The organism is Rhizobium sp. GCM10022189, assembly GCF_042656325.1.
In the GTDB taxonomy this organism is placed as follows: domain Bacteria; phylum Pseudomonadota; class Alphaproteobacteria; order Rhizobiales; family Rhizobiaceae; genus Rhizobium.
The window spans coordinates 438,163-455,742 of the sequence record NZ_JBHSOR010000039.1; the positions used below are offsets into that span (position 1 = coordinate 438,163).

The following is a 17,580-nucleotide window of genomic DNA, read 5'->3' on the forward strand; positions in this document are numbered from 1 at the left end:
GAGGTTTCGATGACCGGTTCCGGTCCACAGCGTACGCGCGCTGCCCGAAAACGGCGGAGGTCGCAATGGCGCGGCTTTCTTTATATCGCGCCGGCCATGGCGCTCGTCATCGTCTTCTTCGTGATGCCTGTTCTCTTCACAGGCTGGATGAGCCTGCACAACTGGCCGCTGATGGGTGCGGCGCGCTGGATCGGCTTTGCCAATTATATCCGCATGTGGAACGACAGCCGCTTCATGGCGGCCCTGAACTTCACCGCCTACTACACCGTCATCGTGACAATCGCGATCTTTGCGGTCGCCTTCCCCCTGGCGATCTTCGTCGAGAAGGAACGCCGCTTCGTCAGCACCTACCGGACGATCATCTTCCTGCCCGTCGTGGTCGGCCTCGCAACGGCATCGCTGCTCTGGGTCTGGCTTGCCAATGTCGATAGCGGCTTCTTCGGCCCGGCCCTTCGCGCCCTCGGCCTCGTCGAGCGCAGCCCCAATATCATGGCGAGCTTCGATACCGCCTTCGCGACGATCATCGTGATGGTCGTCTGGAAGATCGCCGGTTTCACGATGATCATTCTGCTGACCGGCCTGCAGGCCATTCCGTCCGAACTGACGGAGGCCGCCCGCATCGATGGCGCCGGCCGCTGGCAGCGCTTCCGGCACCTGACGCTGCCGCTGATGCGCAAGACGATTGCGCTGGCGCTGATCGTTTCGGTCACGGGCTCGATCCTCGCCTTCGACCAGTTCTACATCATGACCTCCGGGGGGCCGCAGAACAAGATGATCTCGGTCGTCTACTATATCTTCAACCAGTCCTTCGTGTCCTTCAATCTGGGCTACGGATCCGCCCTTTCGATCGTGCTTCTGGCAATCCTGGTGGCGATCTCCATCGTCCAGCTCTGGCTGCTGCGTGTCGGGGAGGAACGTTGATGGTCTCCTCCAGGCAGCGTCGCGCTCGCAAGCGTTTCAGGTCGCAATCGGCCTATCATGTCGCCGGGATCGCGATCTCGATCTTCTTCCTGGCGCCTTTCATCATCACACTGCTCGCCTCTTTCCGGCACGGTACGGAGGCCAGCCTGCCGCCGCTGCCGCCATGGCCGACGACCGGGGTCAGCTTCGACGCCTATGCGCTGCTCGATACGTTCGGCGCCGGCATCTGGCAGCACATGATCAACTCGCTCTTCGTTTCGCTGGCAACCGTGCTGCTGACGGTCACGGTGAGCCTGCTCGCCGGCTACGGCTTCTCGCGCTACCGCTTTCCCATGAAGAACGCGCTCTTCGTGCTGATCATCGCAACGCTGATGATCCCGTTCCAATCGATCCTGACGCCGCTCTTCATCATCCTGGCGAGGCTCGGACTCAACAATTCCCTGCTCGGCCTCACCCTCGTTTATGTCACGCTGCAGCTGCCCTTCTCCGTCTTCATGATGCGCAACGCCTTCGACGCCGTGCCGAAGGAGATCGAAGAGGCGGCGCGCATCGATGGCGCACGGGACCTTAAGCTGTTGATCCGTGTGCTGCTGCCGCTGGTGCTGCCAGGCATTGCAACGGTCGCGATCTTTGCCTTCCTCAATGCCTGGAACGAGTTCCTGGCCGCCCTCGTGCTGCTCTCCAGCAACGAGAAATACACGCTTCCCGTTCTCATGACGGCGGTGCGCGCCGGTCGCCTCGGCGCCATCAACTGGGGCGCGGTCCAGGCCGGCGTCATCGTCATGACGATCCCCTGCCTGATCGTCTTCCTGCTCCTGCAACGCTACTACATACGCGGGCTGATGGCCGGCGCGGTGAAATAACGACCTTTCAACGAAATGGATGAAGCCATGAACAAGCTGAAGAGAGACCGCCAGTTCCGTCCCCTGCCCGTGCCGAGCGTCGAGCTGCACGGTCTGTTTGGCGATCGCCAGGATACAATCTGCGATTCCACCGCCGAAACGCTGCTCGACCGCTGCGTCGAGGCCGGCATGCTGCAGGCGATCGACGTCACCCAGCCGAGCCCCGGCGTGGTCATCCCGATCGGTCCCTGGGGCGGGTCGACGCAGATGTTCTGGGACAGCGACCTCGGCAAATCGATCGAGACCGTGGCCTATTCGCTCTACCGCCGGCCCAATCCGAAGCTTGAGGCACGCGTCGATCAGATCATCGACATGTATGAGAAACTGCAGGACGAGGACGGCTATCTCAACGCCTGGTTCCAGCGCGTGCAGCCGGGACGGCGCTGGACGAACCTGCGTGACCATCACGAACTCTATTGCGCCGGCCACCTGATCGAGGGCGCCGTTGCCTATTACCAGGCGACCGGCAAGCGGAAACTGCTCGACATCATGTGCCGTTACGCCGATTACCTGATCACCGTCTTCGGCCATGGCCCTGGCCAGATCCCCGGCTATTGCGGCCATGAGGAGATTGAACTGGCGCTCGTCAAGCTGGCGCGTGTGACCGGCGAGAAGAAATATCTCGACCTCTCCAAATTCTTCATCGACGAGCGCGGCACCGAGCCGCATTTCTTCACCGAAGAGGCCATACGCGACGGCCGCAGCGCGGCCGATTTTCACCAGAAGACCTATGAATACGGCCAGGCGCATGTGGCGGTGCGCGAGCAGAAGAAGGTGGTCGGTCACGCGGTGCGCGCCATGTACCTTTATGCCGGCATGGCCGATATTGCCACGGAATATAACGACGACACGCTGACGGCAGCCCTCGAAACGCTCTGGGACGACCTGACGACCAAGCAGATGTACATCACCGGCGGCATCGGCCCGGCCGCCGCCAACGAGGGTTTTACCGACTATTACGACCTGCCGAACGAAAGCGCCTATGCCGAAACCTGCGCCTCGGTCGGCCTCGTCTTCTGGGCGAACCGCATGCTCGGCCGCGGCCCGAACCGGCGCTATGCGGATATCATGGAACAGGCGCTCTATAACGGCGCCATGGCCGGGCTTTCGCTCGACGGCACGCGCTTCTTCTACGAGAACCCGCTGGAGAGCGCCGGCAAGCACCATCGCTGGATCTGGCACCATTGCCCCTGCTGCCCGCCGAACATCGCCCGCCTGCTCGCCTCCGTCGGCTCCTACATGTATGCGATCGCCGAGGACGAGATTGCCGTCCACCTCTACGGAGAAAGCAAGGCGCGCTTCGATCTTGCCGGCGCCAAGGTCGAGCTTTCACAGCAGACCCGTTACCCCTGGGATGGCGCTATCCGTTTCGACCTTGCGCTCGACCGCCCCGCTCACTTCGCGCTGTCGCTGCGCATTCCGGAATGGGCCGACGGTGCTGCGCTCTCCGTCAACGGCGAGAGGCTCGATCTGCCATCGGTGCTGGCCGATGGTTATGCCCGCATCGAACGCGACTGGAAGAGCGGCGACAGGGTCGATCTGTCGATCCCGCTGACGGCCCGCAAGCTCTTCGCCAATCCGCTGGTCCGCCAGGATGCCGGCCGCACCGCGCTGATGCGTGGCCCGATGGTCTATTGCATCGAGGAGACCGATAACGGCGCCGGACTGAACGGCATTTCGCTGTCGGGCGATGTGTCCCAGGCGAAAACGTCGGAAATGTCCGGCCTCCGCGGTGCAGTCGCCCTCGAGCTTCCCGTCAACCGCGACACGGCCGATTGGGGTTCGGCGCTCTACCGCACCTCTCCGCCGGCGACAAAGCAGGCAAGCGCGCGCTTCGTGCCCTATCCTTTCTGGGACAATCGCGAGCCGGGCGAGATGCTCGTCTGGGTGAGAGCCGGCGAGGCGTGCGGTGAATAACATGGCGGATACGGGCGTTGTGCTGACCGAAATTCGCAAGAGTTTCGGCAATCTGCAGGTCATCCATGGCATCGACCTCACCATAACGGAGGGATCCTTCGTCGTTTTCGTCGGCCCCTCGGGATGCGGAAAATCGACGCTCCTGCGCATGATTGCCGGGCTGGAAGATGTCACGGACGGGGAAATCGAGATCAAGGGCCGCAATGTCACCGATCTCGATCCTTCCGATCGCGGCATCGCCATGGTCTTCCAGTCCTACGCGCTTTATCCGCATATGAGCGTGCGCGACAACCTCGCCTTCGGCCTGAAAATGGCAAGGACGCAGGCCTCGGAGATCGAGGCCCGCGTCAAGGCGGCCTCGGCCATCCTGAAGATCGACCACTTGCTCGACCGCCGGCCGGGACAGCTCTCGGGCGGGCAGCGGCAGCGCGTGGCGATCGGCCGCGCGATCGTGCGCAAGCCGGAGGTCTTCCTCTTCGACGAACCGCTGTCCAATCTCGATGCGGAACTGCGTGTCTCGATGCGCATCGAAATTGCCAGGCTCCACCGTGAGCTCGGCAATACGATGATCTATGTCACGCACGACCAGACCGAAGCCATGACGCTTGCCGACAAGATCGTCGTGCTGCGTGACGGGCGGATCGAACAGGCGGGGACACCGCGCGAGATCTATGAGCGACCCAACAATGTCTTCGTCGCCGGTTTCATCGGTTCACCCCGCATGAACCTTCTGGAGGCAAGCTGGGCAGGCGACGGCAGCATTCTGGTGGCCGGCAACCGCATTCGCTCTCCGATCGGCGGTGCCGGCCTGACACCGGGCCAGAAGATCACCCTCGGCGCGCGGCCGGAACATCTTGCTATCGTCGCCGGACCGCAGGATGAGGCGCTGCTGGCGAGGGTCGATTTCGACGAATATCTCGGCGGCACCCAATTTCTCTATTGCCAGCTTAGTGACGGTCAGCCCCTGACCGTCGAATATAGGGGATCCTCCGATATCGAGACCGGCAGCCAGCTCGCCTTCAGCAGCGATCCCGCCCATCTGCATGTGTTCGATGCCGATGGCATGCGGCTCGACAAATAAACACGGGCAGCTGTAGGCTGCGCCCCGTTCGCTCGAACCGGTCCCCGATGCCCAAACAGGTTTCGAGGCGACAGATGCCGGTCGATGGGAACGGGTCTTTCGCTGGAGGACAGCCCCGTCTGTCGTGTCGCCTTGATCGTTTTCCTGGATTTCGAGGCCTCGTCCCTCAGCAAGAAGAGCGTTCCGATCGAAATTGCCTGGGTGTTCGAAGACGGCCGTTCTCACTCCGCCCTGATCCGGCCCGCCGCCGATTGGGACGACTGGGCGGCAGATGCAGAAGCAATTCACGGGATTTCGCGAGAGTTGCTTGCCTCGGAGGGCGTGCCGGTGGAGCAGGTCGCTCGTGAAATGGTCGAGGTCCTGACCGGCCACGATCTTTATGCGAGCGCCCCTTCGTGGGATGGAAAATGGCTGAGCGTTCTCCTGCGCGCCGCCGGCCTTCCTCGGCATGCGCTGCGGCTCGGCAAATCGCGCGATGCCTTTATGGCCACAGCGCGCGACGTAGCCGGAGCGGCCGTCACGGAGACAGAACTATCGGCGCTCGTCGATGACATCGTCGAGGAGAGCAAGGAGGCCGTCCCGGTGCATCGGGCATTGGCGGACGCCATGCTTGAGCTTACCCGATGGAAGCTTGTGCGCGAGGCGGCCAGAAAGCGGATGGCGACAGGCAGCTAGAGCCTTTCCTGATTGGATTGAAGCACCCAGCGCGCAAAATCCGCAGCCGGGGGCGCAAGCCGGTCGAAGTTGCGGGCAACCAGCCAATAGGCGCCGTTCGGAACTGTAAGGTCGAAGAGCTGGCGCAAGCGGCCGGCACGGATTTCCTCCTCTGCAAAGGCCGCATCCATTAGTGCAACGCCCTGGCCACGCAGCGCCGCCTGCAGGACCAGCCCATCATCGGCATAGACCGGCCCCCTCGCCGTCTCGGGCATGGCGATACCGGCCGCCTCAAACCACCGGCTCCAGGCGTCGCGGTTTTCCTCATGCAAAAGCCCGTAAGCAAAAATGTCGCGCGGAGAAGAGATCGGCGGGCCGCGCTCCAGAAGATCAGAGGCAATCACCGGCAGCATGCGCACATCGAGCAAGTGCCGGCTTTCTGTCCGCGGCCATGCCGTGACGGTGGCGCTGTGCCTGATCGCCAGTTGTGCCTGGCCGGTGCGGAACTCGACAAGCCGCGAATCCGCATCGAGCAAGACTTCTATATCCGGGTGAAGCCTGCGGAATTCCGGCAGGCGCGGCACCAGCCAGCATGCGGCAAAGGAAGGCTCCACACTGATCTTCAGATCGGTGGAGCGTGAAGTGCCTCGAATATCCTCCAGACACTCGTCGATCCGGTCGAAGGACGATGTCAGCACGGATAGCAGCGTCCGGCCACTGGCCGTCAGGGCGACGCTCCGATGCCGGCGCTCGAAGAGCGGCTCACCCAACAGGTGTTCCAGCTCACGGATCTGACGGCTGACGGCCGCCTGCGAGATGAACAGCTCCTCGGCCGCATGCGTGAAGCTTTCGAGCCGCCCCGCGACCTCGAAGCTGCGCAATGCCGTCAGAGGCAGCCGACCACGCTTCATCCTATAACCTCAAGTCATTCGAAGCGAACGATAAGCTCGTTTGAAGACCGGGCGCAAGGGGAGGAGAACAGTTGGGAAAGGAGAATAGCCATGTGGAAGCAGATCATCTCCGTCCTGATCGATGCCCTTCAGCTCGTCACCTTCACATCGCACGGCAAGAACAACCGTCGGCGGCCGGACTGCTGAACGCGAACCTAGCGCTCGCCTGGATCCTCCATGCGGGCGGCCAGTTCCGCAGAACGGTATCGGGCCGGCGTTATGCCGCGGCGACCTTTGAAAGCCTTGCCGAATGCGGCTTCCGATTCATAGCCGACCTCCGCAGCGATATCCGCAATCGTCCGCCGCGTCCGGACCAGCAGGTCGCTTGCCAGCATCATCCTGATATCGGTCAGGAATGCACCCACCGTCATTCCTGCGCGCTCACGAAATTGTCGGGCGTAGGTGGCCCGCGACATGGCCGAATGGCGAGCAAGTTCATCAATCGTCCAGGGAAAGGCGGGCGAGGACATCATTGCCGCGGCGGATTTGCCGAGCCTTGCATCGCCGAGCAATTGCAGCAGCCCAGACGACGCGACGGGCGACGCCCTGCCTGCCCGCACCGCCATGATGAAGAGCGAAAGGCAGGTTGCGGTGATGATCGCCAATGCTCCCGGCTTCTCCTCAGCCGTTTCCCTGTAAAGCATGGCGACCAGGGTCTTCAGCAATTCCTCCGATTCCGCGGCGAGCGATACGTGAAAGACGTCAGGCAGGCTGTCGAGCAGCAGGGCTGCCGATCCCGGGGCGCAATCGAAATGACCGCAAAGAAGGTCAAGGTCGGCGTCGCCGTCGCCGTTTTCGCGCAAAGGCAACATGCCGCCCGTCGTAACACGCAAAGGCCCTGTCTCGCCCCGTGGCCGCAAACCGACGATCACATGCGCATCCCCTCGCGGCAGCAGCAGGAAATCGCCGGAACGCAGGGTGATCTCGCGACCGGAGCGGAGACGAATAAGACAATCTCCGCCAAGGATGAGGTGGAACGGCAGCGTGCCGGTCGCCGCCGGCTCATGATCGATCGCGAATGTGCCCTGCAGGCGACAGCGGATGTCGAGCGTTGGCTTCAGGCGGGCAAGTTCGATAAGGCGGCTTAAAACATCCATGAGACGATCGCGCTAGAAATTGAGCTTCCCAAGCATTCAAAGTATCGGCACCCAAGGTCATAGTCGCTTCCAACAGCCGAGGCAATGATGCCGTCGCTGATTTCAGAAGGAGTGACTGTCATGTTGGACTGGAAGGAATATCGGGGCGAACTCTTCGGCCGGATCGGCGAACTCTCTAAGGTCGTGCCTGAGACGATCAAGGGCTACCAGACCCTCTCCACTGCCGGGCAGAAGACCAATCATCTCGACGCCAAGCAGCGCGAACTGATCGCCCTTGCCGTAGCCGTGACCGTCCGTTGCGACGGTTGTATCGTGGTGCATACGACCGAGGCCCAGAAGGCAGGCGCCACCAAGGAGGAAATTGCCGAAGCCCTCGGCGTGGCGATCTCGGTGAATGCCGGCGCAGCCCTTGTCTATTCTGCCCGCGTCATGGACGCTGCGGACGCCATCGCAAAGTGAACGGACCGCCCCTCTCGCCGGCAGGACCCTGATCCTGCCGGACCAACACGGAGAAACGAAAATGTCGCTGCCCCGCATACCCGCTGCATTCTTTGGCATTGTTCTCGGTGTTGCCGGGCTCGGCAACAGCTGGCGCGCCGCCGCTGCCGTCTGGCCCATCGCACCGGATGTGGGCGAGGCGATCAACCTCGTCGGCTTTGCCATATGGCTCGTCCTCATCGTTCTCTATGCCGCAAAGTGGCTTGTCGCGCCGAAGGAGGCGACGGCGGAGCTGGAACATCCGATCCAATGCTGCTTCGTCGGCCTGATCGGCGTTGCGACCATGCTGGCGGGGCTTTCCATCCTTCCCTATTCGCGTATCGGAGCCGAAGCGCTTGCCCTGGCGGGCTTCGCCATCGCACTGTTCTTCCTGCTGTGGCGGACCGGGCTTCTGTGGCGTGGCGGACGTGATCCGGCCAGCAACACGCCGGTTCTTTACTTGCCGACTGTTGCCGGTTCTTTCGTGACGGCTATCGCAGCCGGCACGCTTGGCTATGCCGATTGGGGGCAGCTCGCCTTCGGGGCCGGTTTCTTCTCCTGGCTCGCGGTCGAATCCGTGCTTCTGCACCGGTTGCTGATGGCCCCTGAGCTTGCGGCGCCGCTGCGCCCGACGCTCGGCATCCAGATCGCTCCGCCTGCTGTCGGCAGCGTCGCTTATCTCAGTGTCACGACCGGAGCACCCGATATGCTCGCGCATGCGATGTTCGGCTATGCCATCCTGCAGGTGCTGGTCATCGCCCGTCAGTTGCCATGGATCATGCAGCAGCCTTTCGCGGGGTCCTACTGGGCCTTCACCTTCGGACTGACGGCACTTTCGACTGCCGCCTTGCGGATGACGGCGCGCGGCGATACCGGAGCGATCGGCCATCTGGCTCCCGTGATCTTCGTGCTCGTCAACATCGCGCTTGCGCTGGTTGCAATCGGTACGCTGTGGCTGCTGATCAGAGGCAAGCTTCTTCCTGCACCCGTCCGGGCCTAGACGCCCGGGCCGACGGCCGCTTTCGCCAGTTCCTGCTGCAGGTCGACCACCGCCTTGATCGGCAGGTGGTCGGATGCCATGCGCGCGAGCGGGGTGTCGTGCACTTCCACGGCGGAGATGATGCCTTCGCGATTGGCAATGATGCGATCGAGCGCCAGGACCGGCAGGCCCGCAGGAAAGCTTGGAACGGCGGGCGGCAGCGGACCGAAGGCCATCTGGAACGTATTGAGGGACGAGCGGTCGCCGAGCCGCCATTCGTTGAGATCACCAAGCAGGATGGTCGGCATTTCGTGACGGTCGCTGATGAGATCGACCAGCGTCTTTGCCTGCTGCGCGCGCGAATGGCGCAGCAGGCCGAAATGGGCCGCGATAATGCGCAGCTTCCCGCCGGCTTCCAGCTCTATTTCCGCAACCAGCGCACCGCGCGGCTCCAGCCCCGGCAGCTTCACCTGATGCACATCATGCACCAGTCCCTTGCGCACAAGCACCACATTGCCGTGCCAGCCATGCGCCTTCACCGCCCCCGAGATCGGAACCGGAACGAGCCCGGTTTCGCGCTCCAGCCGGGCGAGATCGAGAATACCGGTGCGCTCGCCGAAGCGCGTATCGGCCTCCTGCAGCGCGATGACATCGGCATCGATCTCATGGATGACACGGCTGGTGCGTTCGGGATCAAAGCGCCGGTCGGTGCCGACACATTTATGGACATTGTAGGAGGCGATCAGCGTGCCGTCACTGCGCGGCTTCGGCCCCGCACGCCAGGCCTCGGCGCGTTTCTTCCTGTTCTTGATGGAAGCGATGATACTGGCGGGGAGACTGTCTTTCTTCTTGGCTTGCATCGGAAGGAACGCCGGCTCCGTAGCTCGAAAAGCTCTTTTCCAGGATTATAGGCAGCGCAGCAAAACTTGCCATGCCGCAATTGTCAAAACTCAAAGATATGGCGAACCCAGCCACAACACCCTTTCGAGCAGCCGCACCAGAAAGGGCCGCGACCACAGGCCCTCGAGCGTGACCGGCGTGGCCGACTTGATGGCATCGTCGATGCGCTCGTCTATTTCGGCAGCAAAACCGGCATTCAGCACTTCGAGATCGACCTCGAAATTCAGCCGCAGCGAGCGCGGATCGAGATTCGAGGAGCCGACATAGGCCCAGGTTCCGTCGATAGAGAGAAGCTTGGAATGGCTGAAGCTGCCGGTCGAACGCCAGATACGGCAGTAGTTCTTGACGATCTGGTCGAACTGCGCCGTCATCGCCCGGTCGACCAGAACGAGATTGTTGGCCGCAGGCACGACGATATCAACCTCCACGCCACGCCGGGCTGCCGTCGTCAGCGCGCTGATCAGTTCCCGATCCGGCAGAAAGTAAGGCGACATGATCCGGATCGACTGGCGCGCCACGGAAAAGGCACCCATCAGCATCTTGTGGTTGGTTTCCACGCTCCGGTCCGGCCCGGAAGCAACGATACGCATGAAGACCGGATCGCCGCGTTTGCGCTCCGGCCGGTCGATGCGCCAGGCCTCGCCGTTCAGAATCTCGCCCGTCGTGAAACGCCAGTCCTCGGCCGCGACGTCGAAGAGATCGGCAACGGCCGGGCCACTGATACTGAAATGCGTGTCATGGGCAAAATTCGCTCCGACCATTTCCTCGCTGAAGCCTTCGCGAATATTCATACCGCCCGTCAGCGCGGTCTTTCCATCCGCGATCAGGATCTTCCGGTGCGTGCGCAGATTTGCATAGGGCAGCCTCAGGCCCATGATGACGTTGCCGTTGAAGACGTCGACCGTTACCCCGCCCTCCTGCAGGTATCCGAGAATGCTCGGCACCGAATAGCGCGCGCCGACCGCATCGATCAGCACGCGCACCTCCACGCCGCGCCTGACGGCCGCAATCAGTGCATCGGCGATGCGAAGCCCGACCCTGTCGCGGTCGAAAATATAGGTTTCGAGCAGGATGCTGCGTTCGGCGGTTTCGACCGCCGTCTTCATCGCCGCATAGGCCTCGTCGCCGTTTTCCAGCATGTCGATGGTGTTGCCGGTCGTCAGCGGGTAGCGCGTGACGCGATCGCCAAGCGTCTGCAGGGCCGCAAAACGCCGGCCGAACTGGCTGATGACGCAATCGGTCTCCGCGTCGAATTTCTCGAGCTCGTCCAGATCGGCGGCGGGCAGCAGGGCATCGCGGCGAAGGCTCAGCGATTTGCGGCGGATGCGGTTGATGCCGGCAATCATGTAGAGCAGCGCACCGACGATCGGCGACAGGATGATGACGCCCACCCAGCCGGTCGCCGCCCGGACCTCTTCCTTGGTCATGGTGGCGTGGATCGCCGCGGCTGCCCCCATGGCAATCGAGATGACGAAAAGGATATGCGGCCAGTAGATCGACAGCAGCTGAAACATCGCCACAGGATATAGCCGTGAATCGTCTGCGTTCAATCAGCCCGCGCTTCGCTTTCTACGCGAATCTTTCAGATGTCCGGTTTGCCGGCTCGATATCGATGGCGAAGACGACCGAATGCGGCGACAGCGCGCCATTTTCGGCCGGCCGTTCTTCCTTGCCGTAGCGCTCGTAGATCACGGTGCCTGCGAGCGACGGCAAGACCAGCGCCTGCCCGGACAGATTGGCGCGCAGCGCCAGCGTCAGGTTGGCAAACTTCCACCAGATGGCGACCGCGCCTTCGGGCACTTCCAGCGCGCCGCTTTCGATCGCCCAGCTTTGTCGCAAGAGCGGCACGATATAGGTCTTGCGCACATCCAGGAGCCTTTCGACGAAAGCCAGGCCTTTCCGGCCCTCTTCGCTCTCGCGCCATTGCCAGTCGAGTTTCGAACCTTCGAAGGTCGAAAGGGCATTGGGATCGGGCAGATCGGCCGCAGTCCGGCCGGCCTTCAACCCACCAAAACCCTCGGCTTCCGCCACGCGGCCCTCGCGGACCATTCTGGCGAGCTCTCCCGTATAATCGGTGAAGAAAAAGAAAGGGCGCCTCTCCCGATATTCCTCTCCCATGAAGAGAAAGGGGATATGCGGGCAAAGCAGGAGTATCGCCGTCAGCGCATCCAGCATATCGGGATCGCAAAGGCTGACCAGCCGCTCGCCGAAGGCACGGTTGCCGATCTGGTCATGGTTCTGCAGGAAATCGATAAAGGCGGTCGGCGGCAGGTAGCGACGCGCGCCGGCAGGCAGTTGCGGCGGATCGGCGCGATCCGGATAGATGAAGCCATGCTGGAGCGCCAGGCGAAGCTTATGCCAGAGCTGACCGGCAAAAGGTTTGTAATGGCCGCCGGTTTCTCCGGTTGCGATAATATGGACCGCATGGTGGAAATCATCGTTCCACTCGGCCTCGTAGGCTCGGGGAGCGCCGTTCTCGTCACGAGCCAGCAGTTCCACGAGATTACGCTGGTCTTCGACGACGAGATGGACCTGCCTGTCGGCGAAGGCGGCTTTCACGTCTTCGGCGATCGCCAGGAGCACGTGCTTTTCGGACGTATCATGGATCTGCTCAACGGCATCGAGCCTGAGCCCGTCCAGTCGGAACTCACCGATCCAGTAGAGCGCATTCTCGATGAAGAAACGCCGCACCGGCTCCCGCCCGAAATCGATCGCCGCGCCCCAGGGCGTCTCCCGATCCTTGCGGAAGAAACCCGGTGCGTAGCTGTGGAGATAATTGCCCTCGGGTCCGAAATGATTGTAGACGACGTCGAGCAGCACCATGATGCCGAAGCCATGCGCCGCATCGATGAAGGCCTTGAAATCGGCCGGGGTGCCGTAAGCCGAATGCGGGGCATAGTGGAGCACGCCATCGTAGCCCCAGCCGCGATTGCCGGCAAATTGCGCGACGGGCATTATTTCGACAGCCGTGATGCCGGTTTGCGCAAGATGTTCGAGCTTTTCCGCCGCAGAACGGAATGTCCCCTCGGGCGTAAAGGTGCCGATATGGATTTCACTGATGACGGCCTCCTCCCACGGGCGTCCGCGCCAGTTCGAATTCCGCCATTGGTAGCCGGGATCCACGATCAATGACGGGCCATGCACGTCGCCGGCCTGTGCCCGCGCGGCCGGATCCGGCACGGCCCTTCCGTCGGAGAGGACGAACATATAGTCGTCGCCGGCGAAGGCCTGCGCCACCCTGGCCTCGAACCAGCCGTCACCGGCATCCTGCATCGGGATATCGCGGCCGCGATGCCGCAGCGCGACGGCATTCTCGCCCTCCGCCCAGAGGCGAAAACACACGCCTCCTCCAGCAAGCGGTTCTGCGCCCCAGCGTCCCGCGCCTTGCGCCTTCGTGCCGGTCTTCGAAATCTGGTTCATCCCTCGTGCCCCGTGCGATTTCCAATCAGCATCAAATTCCTGAAGCCGCGGGTTGTTCCGAAGGATGAGCGGCAAGCCGCAGCAGGAGCGCTTGAGGAGGAAGACGGAGGAATGGCGGCCAGCGGCGTCGCGCCAAAATTCGGCCGCATCTTCGCAGGCGAAAGCGCCAGCGCCCCCACTCTGCCTCGAATTGCGCAATATCAAGGCAACCAGGACTTGTTATTGCCTATAAATGCCGCAACGCAAAAATATTCCCGATGTACTTGGCAAATACGCTTGAAACCGGCTCCGGAGTCTGGAACTTTTCTACAAGTATCGCGTTCGGACGACGGCATGTTGTGACTGGAGATCAGCGATGGCAGAAACTCGGGAAGAGTGGATAAAAAAACGTGCATATGCCCTTTGGGAAGAAGAGGGGCATCCGACTGGGCGAGACTCCATCCATTGGGAAAAGGCAAGGGCCGAGCATGATGCGCTCAAGGGGGCCTCGAAGTCTGCAAACGGCAAAGAAGCGAAGCCGCGGGCGAAACGGACGGCAGCCGCCAAGGCCGATGCGCCGAAGCCGGCAGAGTCCGCCAATGGCGGTGAAGCCAAGGCAAAGGCAAAGCGGACAGCCACAGGCACCAAAGCCAGCGGCATCGTCAAACCGGCGCCGAAACGCGCGGCGGCTCGCAAGTCTGCTTCCTGACGAGAAATGTTAAAAATTTAATGGAAAAGGGCGCTTGAACGGCGCCCCTTAACTCTTTGTGTCACAAGTTTGAATTAGTTGCGCGCTATGAAGTTCATGAAGCGGCAGCTTCTGTGCGGGGGTGAACACAAGCCGAATGAAACGTCCGTCGGGACAGCTTTGCAAAAGAGCTGCGTCCACCCCTCGAAACGGGGAACAAGAACATGCTCCGGCTGTTTATGGGCAAGCGGAGGACGTCGTCATGAACAGCCGGTTTGCCCATGTCATCAGCATCCCAGTTCCCGCGCCCTCCGGCCGGGCTTTCCCGACGCCGGTGTGAGGGATGGAGATGTCGCTTCTTCTCATCGCCGCCTTGCTCTACATCGGCTTCGCGCTGGGCCTCATCCTTCTCGTCGATAATATAGTCGGCGTATTTTTCCGAGATCCGCGCAAACCAATCCAGCTTCGTTCCTTTGCTTTGAGCCGCACTTTTGTCGCCTCGCAGAAGCTGGACCAGGATTAACAAATATAAAAAGCCTCCACACGAGTAATCGGGTGTTTCGCCCGGTTAACGATATTTGCGGCTCGCCCTTTCCCTTGTGCCTCATGCCTCTATCTTGTGAGCATGGACCGGCAGACCTGACGCGAGTGATGCCGCAGAGGAATGAAAGCGATATTTAATGGGAAGGGTTGGGGGCCGCTGGCCGGAGGGCGATAGCGAAATCGGAAACTTGCTGCGCCGGAACGGCCTCCATGCAGCCGGCATCGGACCGGTCGAGACATGGCCAAGTTCACTCCGGCACATCACGGAAATGGTCGTCAATTCACGCCAGCCGAAATTCGTGGCCTGGGGTCCCGAACTCGCCTTCATCTACAACGACGCCTATGTCGCGATTTTTCCGGAACGGCATCCCGCCGCCCTTGGAAGACCGTTTCAACAGGTCTGGTCGGATATCTGGCCGCAGTTCGAGCCGATCGTGAAGGCCACGCTCGACGGCCGGTCGCAGCTCTACAGGGAACTGCGCGTTCCCATGCGGCGCGAGGGACAGACGGAAGACACGTGGTTCACCTTTTCCTACACCCCGCTGCGGGACGACGACGGCAAGGTCGCCGGCATTCTCTGCGCAACGATGGAGGTGACGGATCAGGTGCTTGCCAAACGCCGGGAGCGTATGGCGCTGGATGAGGCACGGGAAAAATCCGCAACGCTCGCCGTCGTCAACAGAGCCGGTTCGGCGATTACCGCCGAACTCAACGTCGACCGCCTGACGCAGATTGCCGTCGATGCCGGCGTCGCGTTGACTGGCGCCGAATTCGGCGCCTTCTTCTACAATGTCGATGACGGCGAAGGCGGCAGCTATATGCTTTACGCGCTGTCGGGCGTCGACCGGAAACATTTCGACAAGTTTCCAATGCCGCGCAACACCAAGGTTTTTGCGCCGACCTTCAGTGGCGAGGGCGTCGTGCGCTCCGACGATATCCTGCTTGATCCGCGCTACGGACAGAATGCGCCCTATTCCGGCATGCCGAACGGCCACCTTCCTGTGCGCAGCTATCTCGCCGTGCCCGTCAAGTCGCGCGACGGCAGCGTCATCGGCGGGTTGTTTTTCGGTCACAGCCAGCCCGCCCGCTTTTCCGAAGCGGCAGAGGCAAGTCTCGTCAGCCTGGCCGGCCAGTCCGCCGTGGCAATCGACAACGCCCGGCTCATTCGCGCCGCCGAGGTTGAAATTGCCCAGCGCCGCGAGGCCGAGGACCAGCTCCGCAAGCTGAACGAAACGCTCGAGATCCGTGTCGCCGCCGAGATCCTCGAACGCCAGCAGGCGGAAGCGGCACTACAGCAGGCGCAGAAGATGGAATCAATCGGCAAGCTGACCGGCGGCGTCGCGCACGATTTCAACAACCTGCTGCAGGTCATTTCGGGCAATCTCCAGCTTCTCGGCAAGGATGTGGCGCATAATGGCAGAGCCAAGGAGCGTATCTCCAACGCGCTCTCCGCCGTCGAGCGCGGATCGCGGCTCGCCAGCCAGCTCCTCGCCTTCGGCCGCCGCCAGCCTCTCGAGCCGAAGGTGGTCAATATCGGCCGCCTCGTCTCTGCCATGGACGACATGCTGCGCCGCGCGCTCGGGGAGGAAATCGAGGTGGAAACCATGGTTTCCGGCGGCCTGTGGAACAGTTTTGCCGACCCGATCCAGATTGAGAACGCGCTGCTCAATCTCGCGATCAACTCTCGCGATGCAATGGACGGTTCAGGCAAACTGACGATCGAAGTGGGCAACGCCTTTCTGGACGATTCCTACAGCCGCACGCATCCGGAAGTCGCAGCCGGCCAATATGTCGTGCTCGCCGTCACCGATACAGGTTCCGGCATGTCTCCGGAAATCATCGAACAGGCTTTCGAACCGTTCTTCTCCACCAAGCCGGAGGGCAAGGGCACTGGCCTTGGCCTTTCCATGGTCTACGGTTTCGTCAAGCAGTCCGGCGGACATGTCAAGATCTACAGCGAGCCCGGCGAAGGCACGACGGTGAAGCTTTATCTTCCCCGCTCCTTCCAGAGCGAGGACCGCATCGCCGCCGGCGACAATGTGCCGGCAACCGGCGGCACCGAGACGATCCTGGTCGCCGAGGACGATGAGGGTGTGCGCGCAACCGTCGTCGAGATGCTGACCGATCTCGGCTACCATGTGCTGAAGGCCAAGGACGCACAGAGCGCGTTGACGGTGATCGAGAGCGGTGCCCAGATCGACCTGCTTTTTACCGACGTCGTCATGCCTGGCCCGCTGAAGAGCCCGGAACTTGCGCGCATGGCCCGCGCGCGCCTGCCCAATATCGCCGTGCTTTACACGTCAGGCTACACGGAAAACTCGATCGTCCACGGCGGCCGGCTCGATCCCGGCCTGGAACTGCTCTCCAAGCCTTACACGCGGGAGGCCCTGGCGCGAAAGGTGCGCCATGTCCTCGCCAACCAGATCCAACGCCGCCAGACCAACCCGGCGCCACGTCCGGGCGGCGGGCAGCCGCGCGACATTATACAGGCCAGGCTGAAGCTTCTGCTGGTCGAGGACGACGCCTTCATCCGCATGGATATGGCCGAAATCCTGCAGGACCTCGGTTACGACGTGATCGAAGCCGAGAGTGGCGAACAGGGTATCGAACTCCTGCGCGGCAGCGATATGGCTATAGATATCATCGTTGCCGATGTCGGCCTGCCGGGCATGTCCGGTCCGGCCTTCGTTGCGCTGGCGCGCGAAGCGTTTCCTTCGGTCGGCATCATCTTTGCAACCGGCAACAGCAACCTGCCGGATGCAAACCGCTTTTCCGGCTCCGTGCTGCTGCCGAAGCCGTTTACCACTGCGGCACTCGACCGCGCGGTCAAGGCCGCCGCCCGCCAGCGCCCGGTTGATTAGGTCCCGATTGGCTCGGGACGCGGCAAGAAGGACATGCACGCATCCTCCGGAAAGGGCGGGCGGATCGGTAGCCGGGCCTCCGCATCCTGCTCGAAAGGAAACGCTCCGCCTCTGCCAAGAAGGCTGCGGCCACCCGCAAGCGCAACGAACACCACGCCCATCACTGAGGGCAGCATCACATGCCCATAAGGAGGAGGCGCTAGCCTGAATT

16 protein-coding genes and 1 pseudogene are annotated in these 17,580 nt (G+C 62.1%); 12 read left to right on the forward strand and 5 right to left on the reverse strand.

The genetic code is table 11. The features are described from left to right. The first annotated feature begins 9 nt into the window (after nt 1-9). The 5 genes from ACFPWW_RS17075 to ACFPWW_RS17095 all read left to right on the forward strand — a co-directional run bounded on the left by ACFPWW_RS17075 (nt 10) and on the right by ACFPWW_RS17095 (nt 5,496). Nucleotides 10-921: a carbohydrate ABC transporter permease gene (locus tag ACFPWW_RS17075; RefSeq protein ID WP_112570421.1), complete on the forward strand. Its 912-nt coding sequence runs from the start codon at nt 10-12 to the stop codon at nt 919-921. Further along, on the forward strand, nt 921-1,784 hold the full coding sequence (locus tag ACFPWW_RS17080; protein WP_377312620.1) for a carbohydrate ABC transporter permease: 864 nt from the start codon (nt 921-923) through the stop codon (nt 1,782-1,784). Before ACFPWW_RS17075 ends, ACFPWW_RS17080 begins: the two co-directional genes overlap by 1 nt. A gap of 27 nt (nt 1,785-1,811) precedes the next feature. After that, complete coding sequence (locus ACFPWW_RS17085; RefSeq protein WP_377312621.1) at nt 1,812-3,740, forward strand: glycoside hydrolase family 127 protein; 1,929 nt, start codon at nt 1,812-1,814, stop codon at nt 3,738-3,740. A 1-nt stretch (nt 3,741) separates the two neighbouring features. Next, nucleotides 3,742-4,821, forward strand: a complete 1,080-nt coding sequence (locus ACFPWW_RS17090; protein WP_377312622.1) for an ABC transporter ATP-binding protein — start codon at nt 3,742-3,744, stop codon at nt 4,819-4,821. 132 nt (nt 4,822-4,953) lie between these two features. After that, on the forward strand, nt 4,954-5,496 hold the full coding sequence (locus ACFPWW_RS17095; protein ID WP_377312714.1) for a transcriptional regulator: 543 nt from the start codon (nt 4,954-4,956) through the stop codon (nt 5,494-5,496). On the opposite strand, the gene ACFPWW_RS17100 is transcribed toward ACFPWW_RS17095, so the two are convergent. After that, nucleotides 5,493-6,386 carry a LysR substrate-binding domain-containing protein gene (locus ACFPWW_RS17100; RefSeq protein ID WP_377312624.1) on the reverse strand — a complete coding sequence of 298 codons (894 nt, stop codon included), beginning with the start codon at nt 6,384-6,386 and terminating at the stop codon, nt 5,493-5,495. The two genes, ACFPWW_RS17095 and ACFPWW_RS17100, sit on opposite strands and share 4 nt — an antisense overlap. Before the next feature lie 194 nt (nt 6,387-6,580). Further along, nucleotides 6,581-7,522 (reverse strand): AraC family transcriptional regulator, encoded by a 942-nt coding sequence (locus ACFPWW_RS17105; protein WP_112754008.1) that lies wholly within the window; start codon nt 7,520-7,522, stop codon nt 6,581-6,583. 120 nt (nt 7,523-7,642) lie between these two features. On the opposite strand from ACFPWW_RS17105, the gene ACFPWW_RS17110 reads away from it, so the two are divergent. Together ACFPWW_RS17110 and tehA are read left to right on the forward strand one after the other, a co-directional pair. Beyond that, the gene (locus ACFPWW_RS17110) at nt 7,643-7,981 is read left to right on the forward strand and encodes a carboxymuconolactone decarboxylase family protein (RefSeq protein WP_112570434.1); all 339 of its coding nucleotides are present in this window, start codon (nt 7,643-7,645) and stop codon (nt 7,979-7,981) included. A gap of 61 nt (nt 7,982-8,042) precedes the next feature. Beyond that, a complete protein-coding gene (gene tehA / locus ACFPWW_RS17115; RefSeq protein WP_377312626.1) occupies nt 8,043-8,999 on the forward strand; it encodes a dicarboxylate transporter/tellurite-resistance protein TehA in 957 nt (318 codons plus the stop codon). On the opposite strand, the gene ACFPWW_RS17120 is transcribed toward tehA, so the two are convergent. The 3 genes from ACFPWW_RS17120 to treZ all read right to left on the reverse strand — a co-directional run bounded on the left by ACFPWW_RS17120 (nt 8,996) and on the right by treZ (nt 13,298). Then, nucleotides 8,996-9,838: an endonuclease/exonuclease/phosphatase family protein gene (locus ACFPWW_RS17120; RefSeq protein WP_112755244.1), complete on the reverse strand. Its 843-nt coding sequence runs from the start codon at nt 9,836-9,838 to the stop codon at nt 8,996-8,998. The genes tehA and ACFPWW_RS17120 overlap by 4 nt on opposite strands. 90 nt (nt 9,839-9,928) lie before the next feature. Then, the gene (locus ACFPWW_RS17125) at nt 9,929-11,392 is read right to left on the reverse strand and encodes a phospholipase D-like domain-containing protein (RefSeq protein ID WP_377312716.1); all 1,464 of its coding nucleotides are present in this window, start codon (nt 11,390-11,392) and stop codon (nt 9,929-9,931) included. A 55-nt stretch (nt 11,393-11,447) separates the two neighbouring features. After that, a complete protein-coding gene (gene treZ, locus ACFPWW_RS17130; RefSeq protein WP_377312627.1) occupies nt 11,448-13,298 on the reverse strand; it encodes a malto-oligosyltrehalose trehalohydrolase in 1,851 nt (616 codons plus the stop codon). Between the two features lie 111 nt (nt 13,299-13,409). Here treZ and ACFPWW_RS17135 point away from each other — a divergent pair, with 111 nt between their 5' ends. The 5 genes and pseudogenes from ACFPWW_RS17135 to ACFPWW_RS17155 form a co-directional block, all read left to right on the forward strand. After that, nucleotides 13,410-13,640, forward strand: coding sequence for a hypothetical protein (locus ACFPWW_RS17135; RefSeq protein ID WP_377312628.1), 231 nt, complete (start codon nt 13,410-13,412; stop codon nt 13,638-13,640). A gap of 13 nt (nt 13,641-13,653) precedes the next feature. Continuing rightward, nucleotides 13,654-13,986, forward strand: coding sequence for a DUF2934 domain-containing protein (locus ACFPWW_RS17140; RefSeq protein WP_112703412.1), 333 nt, complete (start codon nt 13,654-13,656; stop codon nt 13,984-13,986). 322 nt (nt 13,987-14,308) lie between these two features. Next, nucleotides 14,309-14,488: a hypothetical protein gene (locus ACFPWW_RS17145; RefSeq protein WP_377312629.1), complete on the forward strand. Its 180-nt coding sequence runs from the start codon at nt 14,309-14,311 to the stop codon at nt 14,486-14,488. Between the two features lie 157 nt (nt 14,489-14,645). After that, nucleotides 14,646-17,369: a response regulator gene (locus ACFPWW_RS17150; RefSeq protein ID WP_377312631.1), complete on the forward strand. Its 2,724-nt coding sequence runs from the start codon at nt 14,646-14,648 to the stop codon at nt 17,367-17,369. Nucleotides 17,370-17,378: 9 nt separating this feature from the next. Further along, a pseudogene (locus ACFPWW_RS17155) lies at nt 17,379-17,536 on the forward strand (plasmid stabilization protein); the annotation flags it as partial. Between the last annotated feature and the right edge of the window lie 44 nt (nt 17,537-17,580).